This window comes from Bradyrhizobium sp. G127, assembly GCF_021502575.1.
Taxonomy (GTDB): Bacteria; Pseudomonadota; Alphaproteobacteria; order Rhizobiales; family Xanthobacteraceae; genus Afipia.
Genome location: NZ_JAKFGN010000003.1, coordinates 611,144 through 637,190, shown reverse-complemented (window position 1 = coordinate 637,190; position 26,047 = coordinate 611,144). Strand labels below are relative to the sequence as shown.

The 26,047-nt window shown below is 63.0% G+C and carries 22 protein-coding genes; 5 read left to right on the top strand and 17 right to left on the bottom strand.

Going from position 1 to position 26,047, the window contains the following annotated elements:
* Window positions 1-894 (top strand): carboxylating nicotinate-nucleotide diphosphorylase, encoded by an 894-nt coding sequence (nadC, locus tag LVY71_RS22580; RefSeq protein ID WP_235102163.1) that lies wholly within the window; start codon window positions 1-3, stop codon window positions 892-894.
* A 175-nt stretch (window positions 895-1,069) separates the two neighbouring features.
* Here nadC and LVY71_RS22575 read toward each other — a convergent pair whose 3' ends face one another.
* The 3 genes from LVY71_RS22575 to LVY71_RS22565 form a co-directional block, all read right to left on the bottom strand.
* On the bottom strand, window positions 1,070-2,524 hold the full coding sequence (locus LVY71_RS22575) for a cell wall hydrolase (protein ID WP_235102162.1): 1,455 nt from the start codon (window positions 2,522-2,524) through the stop codon (window positions 1,070-1,072).
* A gap of 395 nt (window positions 2,525-2,919) precedes the next feature.
* Complete coding sequence (ppdK, locus tag LVY71_RS22570) at window positions 2,920-5,772, bottom strand: pyruvate, phosphate dikinase (protein ID WP_235102161.1); 2,853 nt, start codon at window positions 5,770-5,772, stop codon at window positions 2,920-2,922.
* 179 nt (window positions 5,773-5,951) lie between these two features.
* Entirely contained in the window at window positions 5,952-6,092 is a 141-nt protein-coding gene (locus tag LVY71_RS22565) for a DUF3096 domain-containing protein (RefSeq protein ID WP_235102160.1), read from the bottom strand.
* A gap of 314 nt (window positions 6,093-6,406) precedes the next feature.
* Here LVY71_RS22565 and LVY71_RS22560 point away from each other — a divergent pair, with 314 nt between their 5' ends.
* Complete coding sequence (locus LVY71_RS22560) at window positions 6,407-6,769, top strand: DUF1236 domain-containing protein (RefSeq protein ID WP_235102159.1); 363 nt, start codon at window positions 6,407-6,409, stop codon at window positions 6,767-6,769.
* Window positions 6,770-6,877: 108 nt separating this feature from the next.
* Here LVY71_RS22560 and LVY71_RS22555 read toward each other — a convergent pair whose 3' ends face one another.
* From LVY71_RS22555 to LVY71_RS22520, 8 genes are all read right to left on the bottom strand, one after another.
* Complete coding sequence (locus LVY71_RS22555) at window positions 6,878-7,981, bottom strand: hypothetical protein (protein ID WP_235102158.1); 1,104 nt, start codon at window positions 7,979-7,981, stop codon at window positions 6,878-6,880.
* A gap of 336 nt (window positions 7,982-8,317) precedes the next feature.
* The gene (glyS, locus tag LVY71_RS22550) at window positions 8,318-10,654 is read right to left on the bottom strand and encodes a glycine--tRNA ligase subunit beta (protein WP_235102157.1); all 2,337 of its coding nucleotides are present in this window, start codon (window positions 10,652-10,654) and stop codon (window positions 8,318-8,320) included.
* Window positions 10,654-11,067, bottom strand: coding sequence for an endonuclease domain-containing protein (locus LVY71_RS22545; RefSeq protein ID WP_235102156.1), 414 nt, complete (start codon window positions 11,065-11,067; stop codon window positions 10,654-10,656). The genes glyS and LVY71_RS22545 overlap by 1 nt, the downstream gene beginning before the upstream one ends.
* 92 nt (window positions 11,068-11,159) lie before the next feature.
* Complete coding sequence (locus tag LVY71_RS22540; RefSeq protein ID WP_235102155.1) at window positions 11,160-12,107, bottom strand: glycine--tRNA ligase subunit alpha; 948 nt, start codon at window positions 12,105-12,107, stop codon at window positions 11,160-11,162.
* A 378-nt stretch (window positions 12,108-12,485) separates the two neighbouring features.
* Window positions 12,486-12,668 carry a hypothetical protein gene (locus LVY71_RS22535; RefSeq protein WP_235102154.1) on the bottom strand — a complete coding sequence of 61 codons (183 nt, stop codon included), beginning with the start codon at window positions 12,666-12,668 and terminating at the stop codon, window positions 12,486-12,488.
* Between the two features lie 14 nt (window positions 12,669-12,682).
* Window positions 12,683-13,570 carry a S49 family peptidase gene (locus LVY71_RS22530; protein ID WP_235102153.1) on the bottom strand — a complete coding sequence of 296 codons (888 nt, stop codon included), beginning with the start codon at window positions 13,568-13,570 and terminating at the stop codon, window positions 12,683-12,685.
* A 370-nt stretch (window positions 13,571-13,940) separates the two neighbouring features.
* Window positions 13,941-14,708, bottom strand: coding sequence for a tRNA1(Val) (adenine(37)-N6)-methyltransferase (locus tag LVY71_RS22525; RefSeq protein WP_235102152.1), 768 nt, complete (start codon window positions 14,706-14,708; stop codon window positions 13,941-13,943).
* A gap of 7 nt (window positions 14,709-14,715) precedes the next feature.
* Window positions 14,716-14,943, bottom strand: a complete 228-nt coding sequence (locus LVY71_RS22520; protein WP_235102151.1) for a putative signal transducing protein — start codon at window positions 14,941-14,943, stop codon at window positions 14,716-14,718.
* 109 nt (window positions 14,944-15,052) lie between these two features.
* On the opposite strand from LVY71_RS22520, the gene LVY71_RS22515 reads away from it, so the two are divergent.
* Window positions 15,053-16,063, top strand: coding sequence for a polyprenyl synthetase family protein (locus LVY71_RS22515; protein ID WP_235102150.1), 1,011 nt, complete (start codon window positions 15,053-15,055; stop codon window positions 16,061-16,063).
* 16 nt (window positions 16,064-16,079) lie between these two features.
* Window positions 16,080-16,604 (top strand): DUF6790 family protein, encoded by a 525-nt coding sequence (locus LVY71_RS22510; RefSeq protein ID WP_349629921.1) that lies wholly within the window; start codon window positions 16,080-16,082, stop codon window positions 16,602-16,604.
* A gap of 17 nt (window positions 16,605-16,621) precedes the next feature.
* On the opposite strand, the gene LVY71_RS22505 is transcribed toward LVY71_RS22510, so the two are convergent.
* The 3 genes from LVY71_RS22505 to LVY71_RS22495 form a co-directional block, all read right to left on the bottom strand.
* The gene (locus tag LVY71_RS22505; RefSeq protein WP_235102149.1) at window positions 16,622-17,506 is read right to left on the bottom strand and encodes a 4-(cytidine 5'-diphospho)-2-C-methyl-D-erythritol kinase; all 885 of its coding nucleotides are present in this window, start codon (window positions 17,504-17,506) and stop codon (window positions 16,622-16,624) included.
* Window positions 17,507-17,657: 151 nt separating this feature from the next.
* Window positions 17,658-19,445 carry a tetratricopeptide repeat protein gene (locus LVY71_RS22500; RefSeq protein ID WP_235102148.1) on the bottom strand — a complete coding sequence of 596 codons (1,788 nt, stop codon included), beginning with the start codon at window positions 19,443-19,445 and terminating at the stop codon, window positions 17,658-17,660.
* Between the two features lie 171 nt (window positions 19,446-19,616).
* Window positions 19,617-21,278 (bottom strand): electron transfer flavoprotein-ubiquinone oxidoreductase, encoded by a 1,662-nt coding sequence (locus LVY71_RS22495; protein ID WP_235102147.1) that lies wholly within the window; start codon window positions 21,276-21,278, stop codon window positions 19,617-19,619.
* 131 nt (window positions 21,279-21,409) lie between these two features.
* Between LVY71_RS22495 and LVY71_RS22490 the strand changes: the two genes are divergently transcribed.
* Window positions 21,410-22,207: a uracil-DNA glycosylase gene (locus tag LVY71_RS22490; protein WP_235102209.1), complete on the top strand. Its 798-nt coding sequence runs from the start codon at window positions 21,410-21,412 to the stop codon at window positions 22,205-22,207.
* On the opposite strand, the gene LVY71_RS22485 is transcribed toward LVY71_RS22490, so the two are convergent.
* The 3 genes from LVY71_RS22485 to rnhB form a co-directional block, all read right to left on the bottom strand.
* The gene (locus LVY71_RS22485) at window positions 22,204-23,532 is read right to left on the bottom strand and encodes an NCS2 family permease (RefSeq protein WP_235102146.1); all 1,329 of its coding nucleotides are present in this window, start codon (window positions 23,530-23,532) and stop codon (window positions 22,204-22,206) included. The two genes, LVY71_RS22490 and LVY71_RS22485, sit on opposite strands and share 4 nt — an antisense overlap.
* A gap of 12 nt (window positions 23,533-23,544) precedes the next feature.
* A complete protein-coding gene (locus LVY71_RS22480; RefSeq protein WP_235102145.1) occupies window positions 23,545-25,071 on the bottom strand; it encodes a glycosyltransferase family 39 protein in 1,527 nt (508 codons plus the stop codon).
* Window positions 25,072-25,142: 71 nt separating this feature from the next.
* Window positions 25,143-25,898 carry a ribonuclease HII gene (gene rnhB, locus LVY71_RS22475; RefSeq protein ID WP_235102144.1) on the bottom strand — a complete coding sequence of 252 codons (756 nt, stop codon included), beginning with the start codon at window positions 25,896-25,898 and terminating at the stop codon, window positions 25,143-25,145.
* Between the last annotated feature and the right edge of the window lie 149 nt (window positions 25,899-26,047).

The window sequence follows — 26,047 nt, the reverse complement described above, 5'->3', positions numbered from 1 at the left end:
ATGAGCATCAGCGACGTTCTCAATCCCGCGGCTCTCATGCATCCGGACGCGTTTCTGTCGCCTCTGGCCATCGAGGATGCGGTGACGCGCGCGCTGGCCGAGGATCTCGGCCGCGCCGGCGACGTCACATCGGCTGCGACCATTGCTCCGGCAGTTCATGCTCGCGCGATTCTTGTCGCGCGGCAGGCCGGACTGATCGCGGGATTGCCGCTGGCGGTGGCGGTATTCCAGCGGCTGTCCCCCGATATCAACATTCAGGCCCATGCGCGCGACGGCAATGCCGTGGCCAGGGGCGTGCATGTGCTGGCCATCTCCGGCCCTGCCCGAGCCGTGCTGGCGGGTGAACGGACCGCTCTGAACTTTGTCGGGCGCATGTCCGGCATCGCGACCCTGACATCGGACTACATTCGCCACGCAGGCGTGACCAGAATGCGGATCTGCGACACGCGCAAAACCACGCCCGGACTGCGCGCGCTGGAGAAATACGCGGTGCGCTGCGGCGGCGGCTTCAACCATCGCTTCGGCCTCGACGACGCAATCCTGATCAAGGACAACCACATTGCGGTTGCCGGCGGCGTGAAGCCGGTGCTGGAGCGCGCGCGGGCCCATGTCGGTCATCTGGTGAAAATCGAGATCGAAGTCGATACGCTCGATCAGTTGCGCGAAGTGCTGGCGACAGGTCTTGCCGATGTGGTGATGCTCGACAACATGGATATTCCGACGCTGCGCGAGGCGGTCAGAATCGCAGACGGCCGCGTGGTACTGGAAGTGTCCGGCGGCGTCACGCTGTCATCGATTGCGGAGATCGCGACGACCGGCGTCGATTATGTGTCGAGCGGCGCGCTGACGCATTCCGCGCCGAACTTCGACGTGGCGCTGGATATCGATGCGTGATCGGCGACACCCGGAATGTCACGCGGGGACTTGACCTGCGCATCCATCTTAAAACAATGCATTTCGAGTGGTGGATTGCCGGGTCGTGGTCGAGCGGAAGCGACGCCGTTCTTCGAACGGCTATGCCGGCAATGACGCAACGCGCGATTTGAAGCCGCTCGCTTCAATCGAGTGACTACTTCCCGCCCGACATTTCCGCCGAGCTCTTGGCGGCTTCAGCGAGTTCCGCCGAGATCGCCGCGGTCTGTGCCGCCGTACCCCAGGTCGGCGCGTCCTTGCCGTCGCCCCACGCCCGCGGACGATAGAAGGTGTGTACGCCGTATTTGTACATCTTCTTCATCTCGTTGACCCATGACGGACGTACCCAGTAGGCGTGATAGTGAGTCGATTTGCCCACTTCCGGCAGCCAGAGGCGGCCGTCGAGCGACGCCTTCGCGATCTTCTTGGCGCGCTCCCACATATCCGGCTCCTTCACCACATCGCGGATGCCGTCGCAGGCGAAGGTGAACTGACAGGACAGGTGGCGGTGCTTGTTCTGATAGACGACACCGCAAACGGTGGTCGGATAGTAGCCGGAGAAGGCGCGGTTAAGGACAACCTGCGCCACGGCGATCTGCCCGCGCACCGCTTCGCCCCGCGCCTCGAAATAGATCGCATCGGTCAGACATCGTTCGGTCTTGGCGCGCGACTTCTCGTCGAGGCCGAGACGCTCGGCGGGCGTGCGCGGCCGCTGGTTCCCGCCGGTGACCTCGCCCTTGTTTGCGACGCTTTCGCCGCCAACAGAAGGCTCCGCGGGAGCGGTCGACAATGCCGCAGGCGTCTTCATGTCAGGATCGATCCCGGGCAGGATGACAATCGGCTCTTCGCCCGGCTGCCAGCGCTCCAGCGCTCCGCTCGATACGCCGAGCGACGCATTGCCGAAGAACAGTGTGGAGGTCTGGAACGAGAAGCCGTCGCGATTGGGCTCGGCTGCGCTGGTGTCGTTGCCCGGCGCCGCAGGCGTGGCGTTGAGCGGATGGCCGGCGGGAAGGTTCTGAAGTGACGCCGTCGCATCGTATTGCGGCAGGCGCGGCGCATTCAGCGCGGCTTCGAGTTCGGCATCAAGCGGCGCGGCCGCGCCGGCAGCAGGAGCGACATCCGCCGTCTTCGCACCGCGCACCGAAACGTTTGAATTCGGCTGGTCCTGCGTTGTCTGGGGTGGCGCAACCGGCGGCGCAGCCATCTCCGGCGCGCGTATCGGCAGACGGTCGCCCTTCGAGGACCGCACCGCCTTGGGGAAGTCCGATTTTTGCAACGGCCGCAACACCTGCCCCAGCGGATTGCCGCTGATCGAACCGGTCACGTCGAGGCCCTGAATACCCTGGCCGTCGAGGCTTGCCAGACGATAGGATGCGGATTCCGGCGTGCGCGTGCCCATCGGGCGCGGCAGATTGAACGACGCCACCTGCAACATGCGGCGCGAGGATGCGAAGATGTATTCCTGCCAGCGTTCCGCGACGCCGGGCTGGCGTGCCAGCAACGATGCGAGATCCTGATAGCCGATTTCGGTCGGGCTCACTGTCAGAAGACAGAGAACAAAGCCGAAGGGCGCGAACCGCGCGCCCTTCGACCCGTTACGCAACACAGACATCGATACGCTCACGCAACTATACGCTTGTACACACGCGATCGAACCGCACATTCAGTACAATCCGATCGATTTCGTTGGTATCGAATTAAAGTTGCCGGGGGGTTAATCGCCGCGGTGCGCGCGCCACACGCAAGTACGCACTTGAAATCCCGCGATCACATCGCAAGCGTTGGTAAACGGGGCGTGGCGCAAGGTGGTAAAGATCGCGTCAACGAAAATAATGAATGCGCGAATTGACGCGGTTCCCGTATGCGGACCGACCGTCCATCGTCATTGCGAACCCGGTGAAGCGATCCCGTCTTCTGACAACTGCGACGACGCGGCCGGAAGCTCGAAACGCAAATGCCCGGGACAAGCCCGGGCACAAGACAGATTCAGTAGCGTTTGACTGCGGCTCACGCCTGGCTGGCGATGGCCTTGCCGAGCGCGGCCTGGGCCGCAGCGAGGCGCGCGATCGGCACGCGATAGGGCGAGCACGACACGTAGTCGAGGCCGACGTCGTGACAGAACGCGACCGATGCCGGATCGCCGCCATGCTCGCCGCAGATGCCCATCTTGATATTGGCGCGCGTCTTGCGGCCGCGCTGCACGCCGATCTTCACCAGTTCACCGACGCCGTCGCGATCGACCGAGATGAACGGATCGATTTCGAGGATGCCGCGCGCCACATAGGTGCCGAGGAAGCTTGCGGCGTCGTCGCGGCTGATGCCATAGGTGGTCTGGGTCAGATCGTTGGTGCCGAACGAGAAGAATTCGGCGGTCTTGGCGATCTCGCCCGCCATCAGGCAGGCGCGCGGCAACTCGATCATGGTGCCGGTCTGATAGACCAGCTTGACGCCGGTTTCCTTCGTCACAGCATTCGCGGTGGCGTCGATGCGCGCCTTGACCAGATCGAACTCCGCCTTGGTGGCGATCAGCGGCACCATCACTTCAAGCCCGACCGGCTTGCCGGTGCGCTTGCCCGCTTCGACGGCGGCCTCGAAAATGGCGCGCGCCTGCATCTCGGCGATTTCCGGATAGGCGATCGCGAGACGGCAGCCCCGGAAGCCGAGCATCGGGTTGAACTCGGACAGTTCCCGCGCGCGATCCGCGATCCTGCGAGGATCGGTGTTCATGGCGCGCGCGACCTCCTCGATCTCGCTCTGCGAATGCGGCAGGAACTCGTGCAGCGGGGGATCGAGCAAGCGGATGGTGACCGGCAGGCCCTTCATGATCTCGAACAGATCGACAAAGTCGGCGCGCTGCATCGGGAGCAGTTTTGCAAGCGCCGCGCGGCGCGCGCCCTCGTCCTCGGCGAGGATCATCTCGCGCACCGTGCGGATGCGGGTCTCCTCGAAGAACATGTGCTCGGTGCGGCAAAGCCCAATGCCCTCGGTGCCGAACTTCAGCGCGGTGCGCGCGTCCGCCGGGGTGTCGGCGTTGGTGCGAACCTTCAGCTTGCGGACCTGATCGGCCCAGCCCATCAGCGTGGTGAAATCGCCGGATAGTTCAGGCTCGATCATCGGCATGCGCCCGGCCAGCACCTGGCCCAGCGAACCATCGATGGTGATGACGTCGCCCGCCTTGAAGCTGCGGTTGCCGATGCTCATCATACCGCGTCCGTAATCGACGCGGATGGTGCCGACGCCGGAGACACAGGGCTTGCCCATGCCGCGCGCGACCACCGCCGCGTGGGACGTCATGCCGCCGCGCGTGGTGAGGATGCCCTCTGCGGCGTGCATGCCGTGAATGTCCTCCGGCGACGTCTCAATGCGAACCAGAATGACCTTGCGGCCATCGGCCTGAAGTTTGGCCGCCTCGTCGGATGAGAACACGATTTCGCCGGCCGCGGCGCCGGGCGATGCCGGAAGACCCGTCGCGATGACATCGCGCTTGGCCACCGGATCGATGGTCGGATGCAGCAACTGATCCAGCGAGGCCGGATCGATGCGGGTGATCGCATCCTTCTTGGTAATAAGTCCTTCATTGGCAAGGTCGACGGCGATGCGCAGCGCGGCTTTCGCCGTGCGCTTGCCGTTGCGGGTCTGCAGCATCCACAGCTTGCCCTGCTCGACCGTGAATTCCATGTCCTGCATGTCGCGGTAGTGCTTCTCGAGCTGCGTATAGATGCGCGTCAGTTCCTTGAACGCATCCGGCATCGCGACTTCCATTGAGGCCTTGTCAGAGCCGGATTCCTTGCGCGCATATTCGGTGATGTCCTGCGGCGTGCGGATGCCCGCCACCACGTCCTCGCCCTGCGCGTTGATGAGGAATTCGCCATACAGCCGCTTTTCGCCGGTGGACGGATTGCGCGTGAAGGCAACGCCGGTCGCCGAGGTGTCGCCCATGTTGCCGAACACCATGGACTGGATATTGACGGCGGTGCCCCATGATTCGGGAATGTCATGCAGGCGGCGATAGGTCACCGCACGCGCGTTCATCCACGACGAGAACACCGCGCCGACCGCGCCCCACAGCTGCGCGTGGGGGTCCTGCGGGAAATCATGCCCGGTTTCGCGGGCCACCGCATCCTTGTAGCGGCCGACCAGATCGACCCAGTCGTCGGCGGTCAGTTCGGTGTCGAGAGAATAGCCCTTGCTGTCCTTGTAGGTGTCGAGAATGTCCTCGAAGTGATGGTGCTCGAAGCCGAGCACGACATCGGAATACATGGTGATGAAGCGGCGATAGCTGTCATAGGCGAAACGGCGGTCGCCGGAGAGCTGTGACAGCGCCTCAACGGTCTTGTCGTTAAGGCCGAGGTTGAGCACGGTGTCCATCATGCCCGGCATCGAGGCGCGGCCGCCGGAGCGCACAGACACCAGCAGCGGGTTCTTCGCGTCGCCGAATGTCTTGCCCGCGATCTTGCCGACAGTGTCGAGCGCCTTTTCGACCTGCGCTTTCAGATCTTTCGGATAGGTCTTGTCGTTGGCGTAGAAGTACGTGCACACCGAGGTCGGGATCGTGAAGCCGGGAGGCACCGGCAGGCCGAGGTTGGCCATCTCGGCGAGGTTCGCGCCCTTGCCGCCGAGCAGATCGCGCATGCCCGCCTTGCCTTCGGCGCGTCCGTCACCAAACGTGTAGACCCATTTGCCGGCCTTCACTGCAGGCGCAGATATCTTCGCCGGCAGCTTCACAGTCTTCGCCGCCGTTTTGGCGGCTGGCTTCGCCACAGCTTTCGCTGCGACCGGCTTCGTCTTCGAAGCCTTGCTGGATTTTGCGGATTTCGGAGCGGACTTGGCGGCGGATTTCTTCGATGAGGCTTTGGCCATGGCTTCCAGACACTGCAAGAGTGAAAAACGGCAGCAGCGTTACATCACGGTTGCGCTGCGGCAGGCAAGCGGCGTTCGGCTGAGAACCGGGTTTTCAGTCACGAACCGTTACGGATTGTTACATATAATCGCGAATTCGCCGGTCAGGCAGCAAATATGTAACAATTGGAAATCTTCTGTTACTTAATGATCCCCAGCCCGATGATGCCGATCAGGATCAGATAGATCGCCACGATGAAATTCAGCAGCCGCGGCATGATCAGAATGAGCACGCCGGCGATCAATGCGACGATCGGCTGGAGGTGGGCGCTGAGAACCATGTGATGTCTCCGAAACTGGTGGGATGAAAGCAGGAACGCACAGCGAAAATGCCACTCGAGGACAAAACTATCCTCAGTCGGGAGCCGCAACAGCCAATGATTTGCATGGCCTGCTGGTTCCATGACGGCACATCTTGTGCCGCGGATGAATCCGGCGATGCCTTCACGAAAATGCCCCGGTGAAATCACATTCCGTGCAGGAACGATGCCGGACGGTCAGGATTGACAGGGCTGGTTGATCGGCCGTCGCCGATTTCCGGCATGATCGCGCACGAGAACACTCGCCGGCGGTCGGCCCTTATAAGGAGAAAGCCATGCGTAATCCCCTTCTCGCCGCGGCGCTGCTGGCCACCGCCTCGGCAATGCCGTTCGCGGCTCACGCCCAGCAGCGCATTATTGTCGAGGAAGGCGTGACGACCGGCCTGGTGGGACCGGGCGTCGGCATCATCGCAGAGGATGAGCGCCCGCGCTTCCGGCAATACATCGTGCAGGAGCGCGTGCCGTCATATGCCGTGGAAACGCCGGTGAGAGTCGGCACCGTGCTGCCGGAAGCGGGCGTCACCTATTACGACGTGCCGCAGCAGTTCGGCGCGACCAGCTATCGCTACACGGTGGTAAACGATCAGCCGCTGCTGGTGGAGCCACGCACCCGCCGCGTGATGCAGGTGATCGACTAACGCCGTCTGACGGTTTCGTTTGCGCCGGACGGTCATCCCCCGCCGCTTTCAGCGCAAACGAAACAGCCCCGCCCGGACAACCGGGCGGGGCTTTTATTGAGATCGTGCTCACGATCCTTGTAGGATCGACAGGATATTGCTGGTGGTCTTGTAACTCTGCACCGCGTTGTCGCGGAACGCCGTTGTCCATCCCGAGGCCTGACGCTCCTCGTCGCTCATTCCGGAATAGCTCTGCAGAATGCCGAGACTGAGTTGCGAGGGATCGCCGCTCTGCTGGCTCTGTTTCAGCGCGGCGAGAATGCTGGCGCGGTTGCGCGAATCCAGTTCCTTTTTCGCCGCGTAGATTTCCTGATTGGAGAACTTCTGATCCTGGTTGAGCGCAATCGCGGACAGCGAGCGGTTGTCGATGGATGAGAGATACACCAGTTGTCCGAACTTGCGCGCCGGATCGTAGACCATTTCCGTGCCTTTCGCGGCTGCATCCGCCGCCTGCGCGTCCAGCGTGGCGCGGGCGCCGGTGGCGACGTCGGCGAAACTTTCCGTCGATGTAGTCGGCCCGGTGCCGGCCGGATATTGCGCAAAATAAGCCGCGACCGGATCGCCGGAAATGCTTGGAGCGGCGTCGGGCGTCTGCTTCGCGGCGTCGTAACCTTTCAGCACCGCCGCGCGCTGCGCGGCCCATGTCGCGGTGGCCTTTTCCTCGCTGCTGGCGCCGTCGAGATAATCCAGCGCCGCCTTGTAGACCACGGTGTAGTTTTTGGTCATCGACGTCGCGGCAGCCGCCGGCGCAAGCGCAACATTGAAGCGATTGGTCAACTCGCTGGAAGCAACCTTCTGCTCGTCGGGCGTGAACTTGCCGCCGTTGTTGGTGGCGACCGCGAACAGCGAGCGGCGGTCGAGCGATGACAGATCGACGGTGGTTTTGCCGTCGCTGCCGAGCGGGCCGGTGACCTTGGCCGCCGCATAGAGCTTGTCGAGCGCGGCGCGCGCATCGTTGGTGACCGTGGTGAAATCCGGCGTGCTCGCTGCGGCGGCCAGTTGCGCCTTGGCGGCATCGGACAGCGTCAGGTTCGTCGCCGCGTTGGGATCGTAGGGATTGCTGCCAGATTCCGCTGCATTCAGCGCCTCGGCCAGCGACGGCTGCGTGGCCGCGGCGCGTGCATAGGCGGAGCCATATTGGGCGTAGGGATTGTAACCGCTGATCGACGTCATGTTCGGCCTGGCATTCGCTAACGGCTGTTAACGGAAGTTACCGGAACCTTACAGATGATGGTTAACGAGAGGTAAACAGGGGGCTGCCGTCATCGTGAAGTGCCGGAGCCACCGGGTCTGCGCAGGCGTGACCGATGATAAACTCCGCGAAGGCCGCGAAGGGCAACAGCTCCGGCCTGCAACATCCACCGGGTGGTCCCGGCGAAGGCAGGGACCCATACTCCCTGTCGAAGTGTCGTGAAGAGGTAGCCCGACCATTCCGCTAAAACGAAGGGCCGGTGGTTATGGGTCCCCGCCTGCGCGGGGACGACGCAGTAAGTGTGGGCGCTTCCGCGCCTAATCCTGAATCTTGGAAAAATCCGCCACCGCGCGCGTGGCTTCGCGGATTTCGTTGAGCAGCTTCAGGCGATTTTCGCGGACGGCCTTGTCGTCGTCGTTGACCTTCACCTTGTCGAAGAAGGCATCGACGGCCGGGCGCAGTTTGGCCATCGCGCTCATGGCGGCGGCGAAGTCTTCCTTGGCCACGGCAGTACCGGCCTCGGTCTTCACCTGCGCGATGGCACTGGCGAGCGCCTTCTCCTCGTCAAGCTTGTAGAGCGAGGCGTCCGGCGCGCCATCAAAGGTCTTGCTGTCTTTCTTTTCCTCGATGCGCAGAATGTTCGCCGCGCGCTTGGTGCCAGCAAGCAGGTTCTTGCCGTCGTCGCTATCGAGGAATTTGCCCAACGCCTCGACGCGACGGACGACCATCAACAGATCGTCCTGCCCTTCAAGCGCGAACACGGCGTCGACGAGGTCGTGGCGTGCACCTTGCTCGCGAAGTTGGACTTTAAGACGATCGGCGAAGAAGGATAAAAGGTCACCCTTTAACCAGCCAAAACTCTTGAGATCAAACAGCTTACGAACCTTACTTTCGCCGCCATGCCCCAGAATGCCGAAAGTTTCCGGTGGCATATTTGAACCGTTGTCAGCAGCCACGAAAAATTCAGTGCTTTCATCCCATTCGCTCAGATTCTTCTTGTCCGGTTCGCGCATCGCTTGGCGTTCCAAGGCATAGAACCCAAAAATTGCTGGCTTGGTATTCGTGTAAAGTACCAACCGCTTCTCACCCGCAGTAAGGAGCAGATTATAATATGCGCGGTGCAGAATTTGACGAAGCGCTACGCGCAGTCCGCTTTCCAAAACAAGCCGAATGACGCCCAGCGCCGCCCTTCGCAGCGCATACGGGTCCTTGCTTCCCGTCGGCTTCTCATCGATGGCCCAGAAGCCCGCCAGCGTGTCGATCTTGTCGGCGAGCGCGACGGCGATGCTGACCGGATCAGTCGGCACGCGATCCGCCGGGCCTTGCGGCTTGTAGTGATCCTCCGATGCCGCAGCGACGGAGGCATCTGCGCCCTGCGCCAGCGCGTAGTATTTGCCCATCAAACCTTGCAGCTCGGGGAATTCGCCGACCACTTCTGTCAGCAAGTCGGCCTTGGCGAGTTTCGCGGCAGCTTCCACCTTCACAGGGTCAGCCTTCACCAGCGGCGCGAGTTCGACCGCGAGCCGCGTGATGCGCGCGATGCGCTCGGCCTGGGTGCCGAGCTTTTCGTGAAACACGATCTGGTCGAATTTCTTCAGCAGATCGTCCGCCGACTTGCCCTTCCAGTTCTTGAGATCACTCTCGTAAAAGAACTTCGCGTCCGCCAGGCGCGCGCGAATGACGCGCTCGTTGCCGGCAACGATGGCCTTGCCGCCGTCGCTCGCTTCGATGTTCGCGGTCAGGATGAACTTGTTGGCGAGCTTGCCGGTCTTCGGGTCGCGCACCACGAAGCATTTCTGGTTGTTGCGGATGGTGGCGCGGATCACCTCGCCGGGAATCGACAAAAACTCCTCGTCGAACGATCCCATCAGCACCACCGGCCACTCGACCAGGCCCGCGACTTCATCGAGCAGCACCTGATCCTCGACCAGTTCATAGCCTTGCGCGAAGGCAAGGTTCTTCGCCTCGGTCAGGATGACGTCCTTGCGGCGGTCGGGATCAAGCACAACTTTAGCTTCTTGCAGCTTCGACACGTAGTCATCGAAGCGGCGCACGCTGAATTCGGCGGGCGCCATGAAGCGATGGCCGCGCGTGGTCTGCCCGGCTTCGATCCCGGCGACCTCGAACTTCACGACTTCCGGTTCTTCGGTCTCGATGCCGAAGGTGGCGATGATCGAATGCAGCGGCCGCACCCAGGTCAGCGCGCCGTTCTTTGCAGAGCGTTCGCCCCAGCGCATCTGCTTCGGCCACGGGAAGGTGCGGATGATGAGCGGAATGATTTCAGCGATCACATCGATGGCGGGGCGGCCCGGCTTCTCGATCAGCGCAATGTAGAAATCGCCCTTCGGGTCGCGCTGGATCTTCGCTTCATCGAGCGATTTCAGTCCGGCGGCCTTGAGGAAGCCCTGCACGGCCGCATCGGGCGCGCCCATCTTCGGCCCCTTGCGCTCCTGCTTGAGGTCGGGCTGGCGCACGGGGATGCCGTGCACGGTGAGCGCGAGGCGGCGCGGCGTGACGAATGCCTTCGCGCCTTCATAGACAAGGCCCTCGGCAACCAGCTTGTCGGTCACCATGCGGCGCAGGTCGTCCGCCGCCTTCGCCTGCATCCGCGCGGGAATTTCTTCGGAAAATAGTTCGAGGAGAAGATCGGGCATTATTCACCCTCCCCCTGAGGCCGACCTGCATTTGAGACGCGCAACTCCCCTCCCCCTTGCGGGGAGGGGTCGGGGGTGGGGGTCACTGCATTCTGAATAACGGCAAGTACGCCGTCGATGTTGTCCAGCACCTCATGATTCCAGAAACGCAAGACTCGGTATCCTCTGTTTTCAATCTGCTGCGTCCGATTCGTATCCGCAGTATTTTCTGAATGCTGCCCGCCATCGAGTTCGATAACGAGTCTCGCGCGGCGACTGACAAAGTCCACAATGAATGGGCCGATCAGCGCCTGACGTCGGAAATGCGAACCGCTTAGCGCGACATCATGCCGAAGCCGTCGCCACAACGTGCGCTCGGCGTCGGTCGGCTGTGCACGCATCCGGCGCGCGAAGGACTGCTGACGATTATTCATTGCCGGCGATTGAAGCACACAGGCCAAGACCTGTGGACCCCCACCCCCGACCCCTCCCCGCAAGGGGGAGGGGAGCATGAGCGCCGCTCCGCTCACCCTGCCCGTCCCGCTTCGGTATGAACCCACGCTTCGCCACACGCTTTCGCAAGCTCGCGCACGCGCAGGATGTAGCTCTGCCGCTCGGTGACCGAGATCACGCCGCGCGCGTCGAGCAGGTTGAACACGTGGCTGGCCTTGATGCACTGGTCGTAGGCCGGCAGCGCCATCAGATGCACTTCGCGCTTGCCGGGCTCTTTTTTGTTTTCCTGCCAGCCCGCCTCAAGATATTTCTGGCAGGCCTGCTCGGCCATCTTGAACTGCGCGAACAACATTTCAGTGTCCGAGTGCTCGAAATTGTGCCGGGAGTATTCCTGCTCGGCCTGCAGGAACACGTCGCCGTAGGTCACCTTCTCCGCGCCGTCGCGGCCGTTGAAGTTGAGATCGTAGACACGATCGACGCCCTGCACATACATCGCAAGCCGCTCGAGGCCGTAGGTGAGTTCGCCCGCCACCGGCGCGCATTCGACGCCCGCAACCTGCTGGAAGTAGGTGAACTGCGAGACTTCCATGCCGTCGCACCAGCACTCCCAGCCGAGGCCCCATGCGCCGAGCGTCGGGCTTTCCCAGTCGTCCTCGACGAAACGCACGTCATGCAAATGCAGATCGACGCCGATGGCTTCGAGCGACTTCAGATACAAATCCTGAATGTCCGGCGGCGACGGCTTCAGGATCACCTGGAACTGATAGTAGTGCTGCAAGCGGTTCGGGTTCTCGCCGTAGCGGCCGTCTTTCGGGCGGCGCGACGGCTGCACATAGGCCGCGTTCCAGCGCTTCGGGCCGAGCGCGCGCAGCGTGGTCGCCGGATGGAACGTGCCCGCGCCCACTTCCATGTCGTAGGGTTGCAGGACGACGCAGCCATAGTCGGCCCAGTAGCGCTGCAAGGTCAGGATCAGGCCCTGAAACGAGCGCTCGGGACGCATGTGCGGAGGCAGAGAATCCATCGGAAATCTTTAACGGTTTGGAAGGGGGCGATTTGCGCGCGGACCGTATCGGCGCAGGCTAACGGAATCAAGGCGATGGCCATGTCTGGCCTGCAATTCCTGCCGGATTCGGCTGAATTTTAGCAGTCCCCGGAACGCCGATTTAACCGCCGCACCACGTGAGCGCCCCGCGCCCGGAGTTTATTAGCAACTGGCCGATAGCAAAGCCGGATTGCAACCAACGGCCGGATTAACCGGCGGTGCAGTTCGACAGGGGCGACAATGCTGGTGTTTCAGGTTCTGGTCGCGGCGCTCATCATGGCCGCGCTTTGCATCATGACGATCAACGACGTGCGCGGTCACGGCTGAGCGCGCGGATCTCCCCATCATTCAAGCGATTTATCCCGGCCGGTAGGTCCCGGTCGCGGGATCACGTCGCAGCTTCGGAAGGCTGTCCTGCTCGACAGGCCCGGCCTTGCGTGCGTCGTCGAGTTCGCGATTGATGCGCTTGCCTTCGCGAATCGCGAAACGCACCAGCGCGGCGCCTCCCAGAATTCCCGCAGCAATCAAAACAAGCGGCATCGCGATCTCCCGTTCTACAATCCGTAGCGCGCCCAGATTGCGCGCTCTTCCAGCGTTGAAATCAAGTCTTCCGAAAATCCGGCGAAACCCGGCAGCGCAGTGCCCGCGCCCTGCTTGCGGCCCGCAAGGCCCGCGAGCAGTCCGGTCGGCGGCGCGATGACCGGCGTCTGCACCTTGTCGCCATAGCGCGCGCGCAGCACCGTGCGCAGATCGCCGATGGCGTCGGCAAGACCCAGTTTAACCGCGCGTTCGCCCGCCCAGTATTCGCCGGTAAACAGATAGTCGCCCTCGCCCTTAAGCCGCGCGCCGCGGCTGTCCTTCACAAGCTGAATGAAGGTGTCGTGGATCTCGCGCTGAATCGCCTTCAGCCGCGCGACGTCATCGGGATTTTCAGGCAGAAACGGATCGAGCGTCGCCTTGTTCTCGCCCGACGTGTAGAGCCTGCGCTCGATGCCGACCTTCTTGATCAGGTCGACAAATCCAAACGTGCCGCCGACCACGCCGATCGAGCCGACAATGGACGATGGATCGCAGAAAATCTCGTCGCCCGCGCATGCGATCATGTAGCCGCCGGACGCGGCAACATCCTCGACGAACACCAGCACGCGCAGTTTCTTCTCGGCGGCGAGCTGGCGGACGCGCTGATAGATCTGCCGTGACTGCACCGGTGAGCCGCCAGGCGAGTTGATCACCAGCGCGACCGCCTTCGCACCCTTGGTCGCGAAGGCCCGCTCCAGCGTCTTGGACACGCCGGCCAGCGACATGCCGGGCCGCAGCGGCGTCACCGCGCCGATCACGCCGGAGAGGCGCACCACCGGCACGACCGCTCCACCGCGCCATCGCGCCGGAAGCCAACTCATCAAGCTCTCGCCAAAGTGACCTGTGCCGTCATTCTCGGCCATGGAACGTCCTTTATGTTCACGGTTTATTATTCGGAAACTGGCATCTGGAGTGAGAGCCATTCGACAAGCATCAAACACGTCCTTTGTGCCCGAATTCCGTCTAAATATCTGATTGGATGCGTTTTATTCCAATCCTCGGGTTTTAGTCGAATGGCGTAACGAGAAACTGGAACGCACTTTGCATTGCAGCAATCGTAAAGGTTGCAATAGCGCAGCCTCAAAGGTGTAGAAATGAAGATCTACCTCCTGATCCTGCTGATTGGCGCTCTCCTGACCACGATCCATTTTACGCAGGCGCCGAAGACTGGTCCAAAGCCGGTATCTCAGTAAGCAGTCCGCTTATTTTTTAGGCATCCGGCGGTCGCTCACGTTATAGCAGCGTGACTTTCCCGCCGAGGATCGCCTGAGCCTCCGCGCTGGCCTCTTCACTCTCGTCCTGAAGGGCAAGGCCGGGATGCAACACCAGCGGCGCCCGCCCGCCTTTGACGGCGCGAACCAGTACACGGATCGCGGGCGCCTCACGGTGAGGATGCACCGGCAAAATCCGGATGCTGCCGAAGCCGCGGTCCAGCACAGCCAGCACTTGGGCCAATCCATCCGCCCGCCAGATCAGCGTCAGCACGCCGCCGGATTTCAGCACGCGCCGCGCTGCATGTGTCCACGTGTCCAGCGTATCGGCCCCAGCGACATGCGCCCTTTGCCGCGCGGGGTCCGGCGAGGACCGGTGCCGGCCGGCATCATTGAACGGAGGGTTCATCAGCACGACATCGGCGCTGTCGGGGCTCAGGTCCGAGGCCGCGAAAACATCGGCACTCGCCGTGACATCCAGTGAAACAACCTGCGCCTTAAGCCCATTGGCATCGGCATTGGCGCGCGCCAGCGCGGCAAGCGCCGGATCGATTTCGACAAGGACCAGATCGATGCCCGCAACGCGGCGCGCGACGCTTAACCCCGCGGCGCCGATGCCTGCGCCGAATTCCACGATACGCTGACCCGCTTTGACCGGCGTCGCTGCGGCCAGCAGGATCGCGTCGTGCCCCGCGCGGTGACCGCGCCTCGGCTGGCGCAGCCGCAACTGTCCGCCGAGAAACATGTCCTCGGTGATATCGGAAAGATCGCTCTGGGCGGGATCAGTCATTGTCCCGTCAATCATCGTCCCGCAGTTCATGCGCCAGGCCAGCATCGGTCAGCAGCCGGCGCGCCGCCAGGTTGTCGTCCTCGTGGACCAGAATTCGGCGGGGAAGCACGCCCAGCGATCCGTCCATGATGCTCATGTTACTGTCGAGCACCAGATGATGGATATTGGCGCCGTCCAGCAGCGCGCCGACCGCAGACACCAGCACTGCATCGTTGGTCCGCACCAGTTCACGCAAAGCTGCAACCTCCGCCACAATGTCGAACGGCCGGGGCGGCCCGTTCGTCGCACTTGCCGCAAAGCACGGCAGTTTCTATTGTGCCCTCAAATCCATCCGGAGACCGGACGTGGCGGTTATTGTACCCTTTGAGAGCCATTCGACGCCATCGATAGATCGGCTGGTCGAGCTTGTCGCGTCCGATATGGAACGCGTCAACGCCACCATTTTGTCGCGGACCGGCTCGGAAGTCACGATGATCCCGGAAGTCGCCAACCACCTGATCTCGTCGGGCGGCAAGCGGCTGCGCCCGATGCTGACGCTGGCGATGGCCAACCTCACCGGCTACGCCGGCGAGGGCCATATCAAGCTCGCGGCGGCGGTTGAATTCATGCACACCGCGACGCTGCTGCATGACGATGTGGTGGACGAAAGCGAATTGCGGCGCGGCAAGCTCTCGGCGCGGATGCTGTGGGGCAACGAGGCCAGCGTGCTCGTCGGCGACTTCCTGCTGGGGCAGGCGTTCCGCATGATGGTCGAGGTCGGCTCGCTGCGCGCGCTTGATATCCTCTCCTCCGCCGCCGCCACCATCGCAGAAGGCGAAGTGATGCAGCTTGCGGCAGCCAAGAACACCGCGACCACCGAAGACGAATATCTCGCGGTGATCCGCGGCAAGACCGCTGAGCTTTTCGCGGCGGCCTGCGAAGTCGGCCCGGTGATCGCCCACCGGCCGAAGGCGGAGCAGACCGCCTCCCGTTCGTTCGGCATGAATCTCGGCATCGCCTTCCAGCTCATCGACGACGTTCTCGACTATGGCGGCAAGGCCGCCAAGCTCGGCAAGAACGTCGGCGACGATTTCCGCGAAGGCAAGATCACGCTGCCCGTGGTGCTGGCGTTTCGCCGCGGCAATGACGCCGAACGCGCCTTCTGGATCCGCACGCTGGAAAAGGGCGAGATCGGCGACGGCGATCTCGATCATGCGATCGGCCTGATGACCAAGCACCGCACGCTGGAAGACACCATGAGCCGCGCCCAGCATTACGGCGCGATGGCGGTCGATGCGCTGGCGCTGTTTCCATCGTCGCCGATGAAGACCGCACTCGAACAGATCGTCGCGTTCTGTCTGGCGCGGTCCCATTAGAGCCAAGGTAGCGAACGTGATCAGAACCGTTATCACCTTCGCCCTTTCCAACTTCACCCTGACATTTCTGGTCATCGGCCTGATCTTCTCAGCCGTAGCGCTGATGCGGTTGCGCGAACCACACACGCCGGCGTGGGTCGTCGAGAAGCTGCTGGCATGGCATGTCTTCTTCTGCGTCGGCATCGACAATCTCTACAACTTCGTGATGCATGTTTTCTTCGGCGAAATGGCCGCGCGATTCATCGGCTGGGCCGACAGTCCCTTCCAGCTTGAGGTGGGCATGGCGAGCCTCGGCTTCGCCGTTGTCGGACTGCTGGCCGCCTTTCGCAGTTTCGATCTGCGGCTTGCGGCGATCCTTGGTCCGGGCATCTTCACGCTCGGCGCCGCAGCCGGCCACATCCATCAAATGATCACGGCGCACAATTTCGCGCCCGGCAACGCGGGCGTCATTTTCTGGACCGATATCCTGATCCCGGTTTTCGGTTTTGTGCTGCTGTGGCTGCAGCATCGCTACGGCAGGCCGAATACGCCCGCGCGATAGCTGGCGGAGGCGGGAGTCTAGCTCAGCACGCCGGCGTGAACCCACCAGCCCGGATGAGCCTGCGTAATCGTCTTTGCGGCCTGCCCGGCATCGCCGATGGTCTCGAAGATCGCAAAGCATGTCGCGCCCGAGCCCGACATCCGCGCGAGCCGCACACCATCGGTCGCGCGCAGCGCCGACAGCACATCGCCGACAACCGGCTCGACCTTCAGCGCGGGCTTCTCGAGATCGTTGGTGCCGCGTCCGATGGCTTCGATCCATTCGTCAAACGACGCGCCATCCGCAGGCCATCCCGCCGACAGGATCACGTCACCGACGCCCGCAAGGAGTTCGCCCTTGCCGAGACCGAGCGCTGCGAACACATCCTTGGTGGCGACCCCGACACGCGGATTGATCATCACGCAGGGCATCGACGGGACATCCAGCATCGACAGGTTCTCCCCGACGCCGGTCATCGTGCACGCCTTCGAGGCGAGACAGACGGGAATGTCCGCTCCTGTTTCGCGCGCCACATCGGCGATGCGAGCATCGTCGCTGGCGAGACCATTGGCCCGCGCCAGCAGACGCAGCGCTGCCGCAGCATCCGCCGAGCCACCGCCAATGCCGGCTGCGACCGGCAGATGCTTGTCCAGCGTGAAATGTCCGAGCGTGAGGCCCGGAATGCGTTCACCGAGCTGCCGTGCCGCGCGCATCACGAGATTGTCGGACATCTCGCCGCAGTCCTGCGCACCGGGGCCGCCGGTCGAGAGGCTGAGGCCGGGACCAGGTGTCAGCGTCAGGGTGTCGGCACAGTCGGCAAACACCACGAGGCTTTCGATGTCATGATAGCCGTCGGCACGGCGGCCGAGCACGCGCAGGGTGAGATTGACCTTCGCGCGGGCGGTTTCGGTCAGCAGTGTCATTACGTTCGCCGCTCCGGCCACAGGGTGTCATGCGCGGACTTGATCCGCGCATCCATCAGGAAGCTGGAAGCTTATTCAGGAAGATGGATTGCCGGGTCAAGCCCGGTAATGACGATTCTGCCGGCAGAGAAGCGTGGCGACCGGCGCGGCATCAGCCGCCCTTGCCGTCTTCCTTCTTCTTCTCGGCCGCCGCAGCATTGGACGTATCCTCAGGCAGGCCGTCGCGCAGCTTGGCCTCGATCTTCGGCAGTTCGTCCGGCTCGGGCTTGAGATCGCGCGCATGCGCCCACTGGAATTTCGCTTCCAGCGTCCGGCCGACGCGCCAGTAGGCGTCGCCAAGATGATCGTTGATCGTGGGATCTTCCGGCTTGAGATCGATCGCACGCTCGAGATGCTTCACGGCGTTGTCGTAATCGGCGATGCGATAATAGGCCCAGCCCAGCGAATCCACGATGTAGCCGTCGTCCGGCCGCTGCTCGACGGCGCGGCGGATCATCTTCATGCCGTCGTCGAGATTGATGCCCTGATCGATCCACGAGTAGCCCAGATAGTTGAGCACATGCGGCTGCTCGGGCTGCAGATCGAGCGCCTTCTTCAGGTCGGCCTCGGCCCTGGCCCACTGCTTCGAGCGCTCGTTGCAAATGCCGCGGAAATAATAGAACACCCAGTTCGGCTTGTCGGTGCTGCTCTGGGCGTCGATGCCCTGGGTGTAGGTCGCGGCGCAATCCGCGAACTTCTTGCGCGAACGCTCGATGTTGCCGAGCGCCATGATGGCTTCGATATCCTTCGGGTCTTCGGCAACGACGCCCTTGAGGATCTTGATGCCGTCGTCGCCGCGATCAACCGCGTCGAGATCGGTCGCAAGCTGGATCTGAGCATTGCGCTTCAGCGGCGAGTTCGCCGGGACACGCTCGTAAATCTTGATGGCCATCGCCGGCTTCTTCACCGATTCATAAAGATCAGCGAGCGAGAGCAACGCGAGGGAATGGTTGGGATTGAGGTAGAGCGCGAGCTGAAGATAGACCAGCGCGAGATCCTCGCCGCCGCGGCGTGTCAGCGATGCACCGATGCCGTAGAGCGCTTCGGCGGCGCCCTGCTGCGGATTCTCCGCCAACGGCGACAGCTTCTTGCCGGCCTTGGTCTCGCGGATACCTTCCAGCACCAGCGGATGGCGCGCGAGCTTCTTGTCGAATCCCTCATACACAGCCAGAGCCGCCGCAGAATCCTTGTTGCGCGACAACCAGCGCGCATAGGCGTCCGACACCCGCAGCGCTGAATCATCGAGCTTATAGGCGCGCTCGAACCGGACGCCGGCATCCTTCTGCTTGTTGGCAAGTTCGAGGATCATGCCGGCATGGAGATCCTTGAAGATCGGATACCATTCCGGCCCCGCCAGCTTGTCGATACCGGAGATCGCCGCCTGCGTGTTGCCGGCGCCATAATTTGCCCATCCGGACAACAGCGTTGCCACCAGATCGGTGATCGGCCCGCGGATCGACTGATTGATGTTCTGCTGGGCGACAGCGTACTGCTTCTGCTTCAGCGAGCGCACGCCCGCGACCAGCCGCGCCACGCGATTGTTCTTGTCGATGGTCAGGATGCGGTCGGCGAGCTTGACCGCCTCGTCGATGTCACCGTCGGCGAGCGACGCGATGAAGGCGCGATCAAGCAGTTCATTGTTCTTGGGATCGGAGCGCAGCGCCGCGCGATAGAACGCCGCAGCCGCAGTGGCATCGCGATCCACGCTGGCGTGGCGGGCCGCGAGATAGCTGCCGGAAACGGTGAGGCCGATCAGATCGCGCCCGCTCGGGAATGGCGCCTGCTTGGCTTCTTCATTCGCACTGGCGCGGGTCTGTGCTGCTAGCGGACCGACGCATGCCAGCACGGAGGCGAATGCGAGTGTGGCAACGGCCACGCGATTGAAACGAACTGAAAGCATCACGCTCGCCGGCTCCGTCTGATTGGGGTAGGTGCGCGACCGGTCAGGCGGCCAGCAACATATGGACAATGGCTCTTTTAGCCCGCATCCGCAAGGATTCGGGCTGCCTCCCGGAGGAGCATAGCCAGTGTGGCGCAATCGTGGCGATCCGCCGTTCTCGCGTAAACGTGCTTACATCGACTGATAATTCGGCCCGCCGCCGCCCTCGGGAGGAACCCAGGTGATGTTACCGTTGGGGTCCTTCACGTCGCAGGTTTTGCAGTGAACGCAGTTCTGGGCGTTGATCTGGAAACGCGGACCCGACGATTCCTCGACCCACTCGTAAACGCCGGCCGGGCAATAACGATTCGACGGACCGGCATAGACATCGTGCTCCGAGGTCTTCTGCAGGTTCATATCCGCGACCTTGAGGTGGATCGGCTGATCTTCCTCGTGGTTGGTGTTGGACAGGAAGACCGACGACAGCCGGTCGAAGGTCAATTTGCCGTCCGGCTTCGGCCCCGGAATCGGCTGATGGACCTTCGCAGGATCGAGCGTCTTGCGGTCGGGCTTGGCATGCGACAGCGTTCCGAACAGCGAGAAACCGAATAGCGTGTTGGTCCACATGTCGAGACCGCCGAGGCCGACGCCGATGACGGTGCCGAACTTCGACCACAGCGGCTTGACGTTGCGGACCCGGTGCAGATCCTTGCCGACGGCAGAATCGCGCCAAGTGTTTTCGTATTCAACGATCTCGTCATTGGCACGGCCCGCAGCCAGAGCCGCCGCGACATGCTCGGCCGCCTGCATGCCGGTGCCCATCGCGTTATGCACGCCCTTGATGCGCGGCACGTTGACGAAGCCCGCCGCGCAACCGATCAGCGCGCCGCCCTTGAAGGTCAGCCGCGGCACCGACTGGTAGCCGCCTTCGGTGATGGCGCGTGCGCCGTAAGCGATGCGCTTGGCGCCCTCGAACGTCTCGCGAATTTTCGGATGGGTCTTGAAGCGCTGGAATTCCTCGAACGGCGACAGATAGGGATCGTCGTAGTTCAGATGCACCACGAAGCCGACGGCGACCAGGTTCTCGTTATAGTGATAGAGGAACGATCCGCCGCCGGTGTTCAGGTTCAGCGGCCAGCCGAAGGAATGCTGGATCAGCCCCTTCTTGTGTTTCGCCGGATCGATCTGCCAGACCTCCTTGAGGCCGATGCCGAACTTCGACGGCTCGCTGTCCTTGTCGAGCGCGAACTTCGCGATCAATTGCTTGGTGAGCGAGCCGCGCGCGCCTTCGGCGAACAGGGTGTACTTGCCGAGCAGCTCCATGCCGCGGGTATAAGACGGCTTGTGCGAACCGTCACGCGCCACGCCCATGTCGCCGGTGGCGATACCGCGCACCTCACCGTTCTCGCCATAGAGAACTTCGACCGCGGCGAAGCCCGGATAGATTTCGACGCCAAGCGCCTCGGCCTTCGGACCAAGCCAGCGGCAGACGTCGCCAAGCGAACCGATGAAGCAGTGATGGTTGTCCATCAGCGGCGGCATCACGAAGTTCGGCAGCCGGATTGCCGCGCTCGAGGTCATCCAGAAGAACTGGTCGTCCTTCACCTGGGTCTTGAGCGGGCAGTCGGCGTCTTCGCGCCAGTCCGGAATGAGCTTGTCGAGCGATACCGGATCGATCACCGCGCCGGACAGAATATGCGCGCCGACTTCAGAGCCCTTCTCGACCACGACGATGGTCAGGTCTGGATTGATCTGCTTCAGCCGGATCGCGGCACTGAGGCCCGATGGCCCTGCTCCGACGATCACGACGTCGAATTCCATGGAATCGCGCGGCGGAAGCGGTTCAGTGCTCATGACATCTTCTCAAAATTGCTGGTTCAGAACGTTTCTAAGCATCGTTCTTCCCGATTTTTGGCGCAAGAACAACCCCGTTTCGCTGCACCGCGATCCGTCCTAGATTGGCAGCCGTGACAACGCCCGAACCCATGCCCAGCGCCCGCGACCTTCTGGCCTTTTATCTCGAGGCCGGAGTGGATTGCGCCTTGTCGGAAACCCCCGTCAACCGGCTGTCGGAAGACGTTGCGGCCGAGGAAAAACCAGCAGCCAAGCCAGCGTTGTTTCGCACTGCGAACCCGGCTCCCGCCCCTGTGCTTGCCGATCCGGTGCCCGCACCCGATGCGGCGATCCAGTCTGCGCGCGAACTCGCGCCGAAAGCAGCATCGCTGGCGGAGTTACGCGCATTGCTGGAACGCTTCGACGGCTGCGCGCTGAAATCGACCGCGACGCGGCTGGTGTTCGCGGACGGTAACCCCGAGGCGAAGATCATGTTCGTGGGCGAGGCGCCCGGACGCGATGAGGATCTCGAAGGGCTGCCGTTCGTCGGTCGCTCCGGCAAGCTGCTCGATTTGATGATGGCATCGATCGGCCTCGACCGCAGCAGGGTATATATTGCCAACATCATCCCGTGGCGGCCCCCCGGCAACCGCGATCCTTCGCCACAGGAAACGCAAATCTGCCTGCCCTTCATCCGCAGGCAGATCGAACTGGTCAATCCCGACGTGCTGGTGTGTCTCGGCAAGCCGTCGTCGCAGGCGGTGCTCGATCTCAAGGACGGCATCATGAAGACGCGCGGCCGGTGGTTCGACTACGACACCGGCACGCGGAAGATCAAGGCGATGGCCACGTTCCATCCGGCCTATCTGTTGCGGCAGCCGATCTACAAGCGGTTGACTTGGCAGGACCTGCGCTCAATTCAGAAAGAACTGGCGAAGAGCGAGAATTAACCAACCGCGAACTTCGCCGCGAACACTACAGCCAGCAGCATCACCGCGGGCTTTGCGTCCGAAAACCTGCCCGCCAGAATTTTTATCACCGCATAGGTGATGAAGCCGAGGCCGATGCCGGTTGCGATCGAATAGGTCAGCGGCATCGCAATCGCGGTGACAACCGCGGGGGCATATTCCGTCACGTCGTCCCACGCCATGTCGGCGAGACCCCGCGCCATCACGCAAGCGACATAGAGCAGCGCCGCGGCCGACGCATAGGCCGGCACCATGCCCGCGAGCGGCGCGAAGAACAGCGCCAGCAGAAAGAACAGCGCAACGAACACCGCCGTCAATCCAGTACGTCCCCCCGCGGCAACGCCGGATGCACTTTCGATATAGCTGGTGGTGGTCGAGGTGCCGATCAGCGCGCCGAACATCGCGGCAAAGCTGTCGGCCATCAGCGCCTGCTTCATACGCGGCAGGTTGCCGTCCTTGTCGGTGAGCCCGGCGCGGTGGGTCACGCCGATCAGCGTTCCGGCATTGTCGAACACGTCGATGAAAAGAAAACTGAACACCACGATGATGAAGGTTAGCTCGGTTGCGCGGGAAAAATCGAGCTGGAACAGGGTCGGCGCGAGCGAGGGCGGCAGCGACACCACACCATTGAAGGTAGTCAGTCCCAGCGGCAGCCCGAGCAGCGATACCGCGAGAATTCCGATAAGCGTGCCGCCCCTGACGTTGCGCGCGTTCATCGCCACGATCAGCGCGAAACCGAGCAGGCACAGCACCGGCGCCGGATGCGCAACGCCGAGCGGACCTGCGGTCACCAGCGTCGCCGGGCTGGCCACCACGATCTTGGCCTGTTCCAGCGCGATGATCGCGAGGAACAGACCGACGCCTGCGGAGATCGCGAATTTCAGGTTTCGCGGAATGGCGTCGATGACATATTCCCGCAGCCGGAAGATCGACAGCGCAAAGAAGATCACGCCGGAGCAGAACACCGCCGCGAGCGCCTGCTGCCACGTGTATTTGTAGCCGAGCACCACGGTGAAGGCGAAGAACGCGTTCAGACCCATGCCCGGCGCGAGCGCAATCGGATAGTTCGCCAGAAACGCCATCGCCAAGGTCGAGACGGCAGCCGCAAGGCATGTCGCGACGAACACCGCGCCCCTGTCCATGCCGGCGTTGGCGAGAATCGTTGGATTGACGAACACGATGTAGACCATCGTGAGAAATGTGGTGACGCCCGCGATGAATTCGGTGCGGACGGTGGTGCCGTTCTGTGTGAGGCCAAAGCGGCGGTCGAGAAATGTCCTCGAAGATATGTCCGGCCGCTCGTTCATCGCATTCCCCAGTTATCGCAGCCCTTGCGTCGCACGCTGCGGACGGACAATGGCCCAGCCGATCCGCAGCAGGCTCTGACGGCCGCGAACCGTATATTCGAATGCCCGCGGCACTTCCGGCACGAGGCCGGGAAATCGTTGCGCGATATCAGCCGGCGGCGTGCCCGCCGTGTCCGCCGCGCGCCAGACCACCACACCGCCGTTTTCGCTGAACAGCGCGGGCGTGATCCACGGTGTCCGCTGTGGCGTCGCATCGAGCATCACATGCGGACGCGACGGCGCGGCGAAACCGATCAGGGTCGTGAATTGCGGATCGCCCGCCACCGCCGCAAGCGGACGGCCGGTGCGCCGCTCGAAATTCTCGCCGAAGAAGAGCCCGATCTCCCGCGCAGGCAGCGAGGTCCTGACCTCGCCGCCGCCGATCCACGGCTGAACGAACGTCAGACCAAGCACAACGGCGACCGGCGCCGCCATGATGAGAAGCCAGACCGACCGCAGGAACTGTTGCCGGCGCAGCGCGATCAAGTCGCCCGATGCGACGATGACCGCCAGACCCGCCAGCAGCAGCGCGATGCCGTCGCCGCCGATGACCTGCTCCTTGCCGAACAGCGCCGCGATCAGGCTGAGCGCGAACGGAGGGACCAGCGCAAAAACGTAGACGAACAGCCGCGCGAAGGGATCGACCGGCGGACGATAGATGATCGGCGCGTCATCCGGCGTTCGATCAAGGTAACGCGAATTGAAGATCAGCAGCAGTGCAACGCCTGACAGCGCGAACAGCAGGCCTGTCAGCAGCCCACCCCATCCGAACAGCCTGTTCTGAAAATCCGTCACCGCAGGCAACGAGGGCAGCGCCACCGCGTCCGCGCGCACCAGCCAGATGACATATGGCAGCACCAGCACGATCAGGACGATGGCTGCATATAAAGGGTCAGCCGATGCCAACGCGCGCCGGCCCTTTCGCGTCGCCAGCACGAAACCGCCCAGCAACATCAGCAACGGGATTGCCGCCGCGGTGGTCAACAGCAGCAAAGCGGTCTCGACCGGCAGCAGGAACCAGGCGCTGCGCCGTCCCTGCCCGATGATCTGCCACGTATGCAGCAGCACCAGCGCCCAAAGCGGCCGCGCCAGAATCAGCGGGCCGAATTCAGCGCCGGGAAAGGAGAAGGCCGTGATGGTCGACGTCAGCAATATGACGAGGACCGCCTGTTGCGCGCCGACAATGGCGCTGCTCAACTTGAACAGCGCCCAAAACGTTACGATGAAGCAAAGCTGCGACAGCAGATAGACGCCGAAGATGTGATTGCCGGACAGCCGGAGCGCGACGTCAGCCAGCCAGAATGCGGCCGGAGGGCCGAGATCGGTCCCTACCTGGTACTCCCTGCCGAACGCGAGCACCGTCGCAACATCGCCCGGCGGACTTCCGTATAGCAGCCACGGCAGAAACAGCCACAACCCTGCCTGCGCCAGCACCACGAGCCAGAAAATCAGGCGGGGCCGGGCACGGACCAGTTCGACGATCAGGGAAGTGAAACGCATGAAACGCATGAACCGGCCTTGGAGGGACGTTCAGTGATAAAGCGCGCCGCGCAGCGAGGCAACCGAACCGCTTACGCGGTCAGGACAACATCCTCAGATATCGTCGCTGTTTCGATCGCTGCGGGGACTATGGCGTCCTCGAATCCGTGCTTGCGGCGCGCGGCGGCGACCGGCGCGAAAAAACGGCGATGATGAATGGTCGGCCCGAGCCGGTCGAGCGCGTCGAGATGAGCCGGGACACCGTAGCCCATGTGCTGATCGAAGCCATAGCCGGGATGGTCCTGCGCCAGCCGGCACATCAGCCGATCGCGCGAAACTTTTGCAACGATCGACGCCGCGGCAATCGACACCACGAGGCCGTCGCCGCCGATCACCGCCTCGCAGTCGCAGGGCGTATCCAGCCGGTCGCGGCCATCGACGAAGACATGCTTCGGCGGTTCGGGCAGCGAATGCACCGCCCGGGCCAGCGCCCACAGCGATGCGCGCAGGATATTGTCGCGCTCGATCCGCGAGGGCGGCGCGAGAGCGACCGAGACCAGCGCGGTTGCGCAAATTTCCTCGAACAATTCCTCCCGGCGCTCGCGCGTCAGACGCTTGGAATCGTCGAGGCCTTTGGGAATCCGCTTCGGGTCGAGGATCACGGCCGCCGCGACCACAGGCCCCGCCAGCGGACCGCGCCCAGCCTCGTCACACCCCGCGACCGGCCAGACGCCGCGCTTCAGCAATGCACGTTCCCGGCGAAAGGTGGGTGACGCCACCGTGATCACGCCCTTGCGCGGCGCGCTTTTCGCTGTCTTTGGAACCGGTGTGGATTTGTCCCGAATCATGCCGGGATGCTGCGGCTGCGGGCGCGGCCCCGCAAGCCGGAAATGTCATCAATGCCCGTTATTCAGAGACGCGGGGCATCACATCTTGTGCGGAATGCTGCCCTGCTACCTCTCCCCGCCTGCGGAGAGAGGTGAGGAGCACTCTTCAC

Coding starts and splice junctions, on each gene's coding strand:
- LVY71_RS22490 (WP_235102209.1), top strand. CDS start 21,410: ATGCCCAGCGCCCGCGACCTTCTGGCCTTTTATCTCGAGGCCGGAGTG.
- LVY71_RS22545 (WP_235102156.1), bottom strand. CDS start 11,067: ATGAATAATCGTCAGCAGTCCTTCGCGCGCCGGATGCGTGCACAGCCG.
- rnhB (WP_235102144.1), bottom strand. CDS start 25,898: ATGATTCGGGACAAATCCACACCGGTTCCAAAGACAGCGAAAAGCGCG.
- LVY71_RS22575 (WP_235102162.1), bottom strand. CDS start 2,524: ATGTCTGTGTTGCGTAACGGGTCGAAGGGCGCGCGGTTCGCGCCCTTC.
- LVY71_RS22535 (WP_235102154.1), bottom strand. CDS start 12,668: ATGCCGCTTGTTTTGATTGCTGCGGGAATTCTGGGAGGCGCCGCGCTG.
- LVY71_RS22500 (WP_235102148.1), bottom strand. CDS start 19,445: ATGCTTTCAGTTCGTTTCAATCGCGTGGCCGTTGCCACACTCGCATTC.
- LVY71_RS22480 (WP_235102145.1), bottom strand. CDS start 25,071: ATGCGTTTCACTTCCCTGATCGTCGAACTGGTCCGTGCCCGGCCCCGC.
- nadC (WP_235102163.1), top strand. CDS start 1: ATGAGCATCAGCGACGTTCTCAATCCCGCGGCTCTCATGCATCCGGAC.
- LVY71_RS22525 (WP_235102152.1), bottom strand. CDS start 14,708: ATGACTGATCCCGCCCAGAGCGATCTTTCCGATATCACCGAGGACATG.
- LVY71_RS22530 (WP_235102153.1), bottom strand. CDS start 13,570: ATGGCCGAGAATGACGGCACAGGTCACTTTGGCGAGAGCTTGATGAGT.
- LVY71_RS22560 (WP_235102159.1), top strand. CDS start 6,407: ATGCGTAATCCCCTTCTCGCCGCGGCGCTGCTGGCCACCGCCTCGGCA.
- LVY71_RS22505 (WP_235102149.1), bottom strand. CDS start 17,506: ATGACACTGCTGACCGAAACCGCCCGCGCGAAGGTCAATCTCACCCTG.
- LVY71_RS22485 (WP_235102146.1), bottom strand. CDS start 23,532: ATGAACGAGCGGCCGGACATATCTTCGAGGACATTTCTCGACCGCCGC.
- ppdK (WP_235102161.1), bottom strand. CDS start 5,772: ATGGCCAAAGCCTCATCGAAGAAATCCGCCGCCAAGTCCGCTCCGAAA.
- LVY71_RS22540 (WP_235102155.1), bottom strand. CDS start 12,107: ATGGATTCTCTGCCTCCGCACATGCGTCCCGAGCGCTCGTTTCAGGGC.
- glyS (WP_235102157.1), bottom strand. CDS start 10,654: ATGCCCGATCTTCTCCTCGAACTATTTTCCGAAGAAATTCCCGCGCGG.
- LVY71_RS22565 (WP_235102160.1), bottom strand. CDS start 6,092: ATGGTTCTCAGCGCCCACCTCCAGCCGATCGTCGCATTGATCGCCGGC.
- LVY71_RS22555 (WP_235102158.1), bottom strand. CDS start 7,981: ATGACGTCGATCAGCGGTTACAATCCCTACGCCCAATATGGCTCCGCC.
- LVY71_RS22495 (WP_235102147.1), bottom strand. CDS start 21,278: ATGAGCACTGAACCGCTTCCGCCGCGCGATTCCATGGAATTCGACGTC.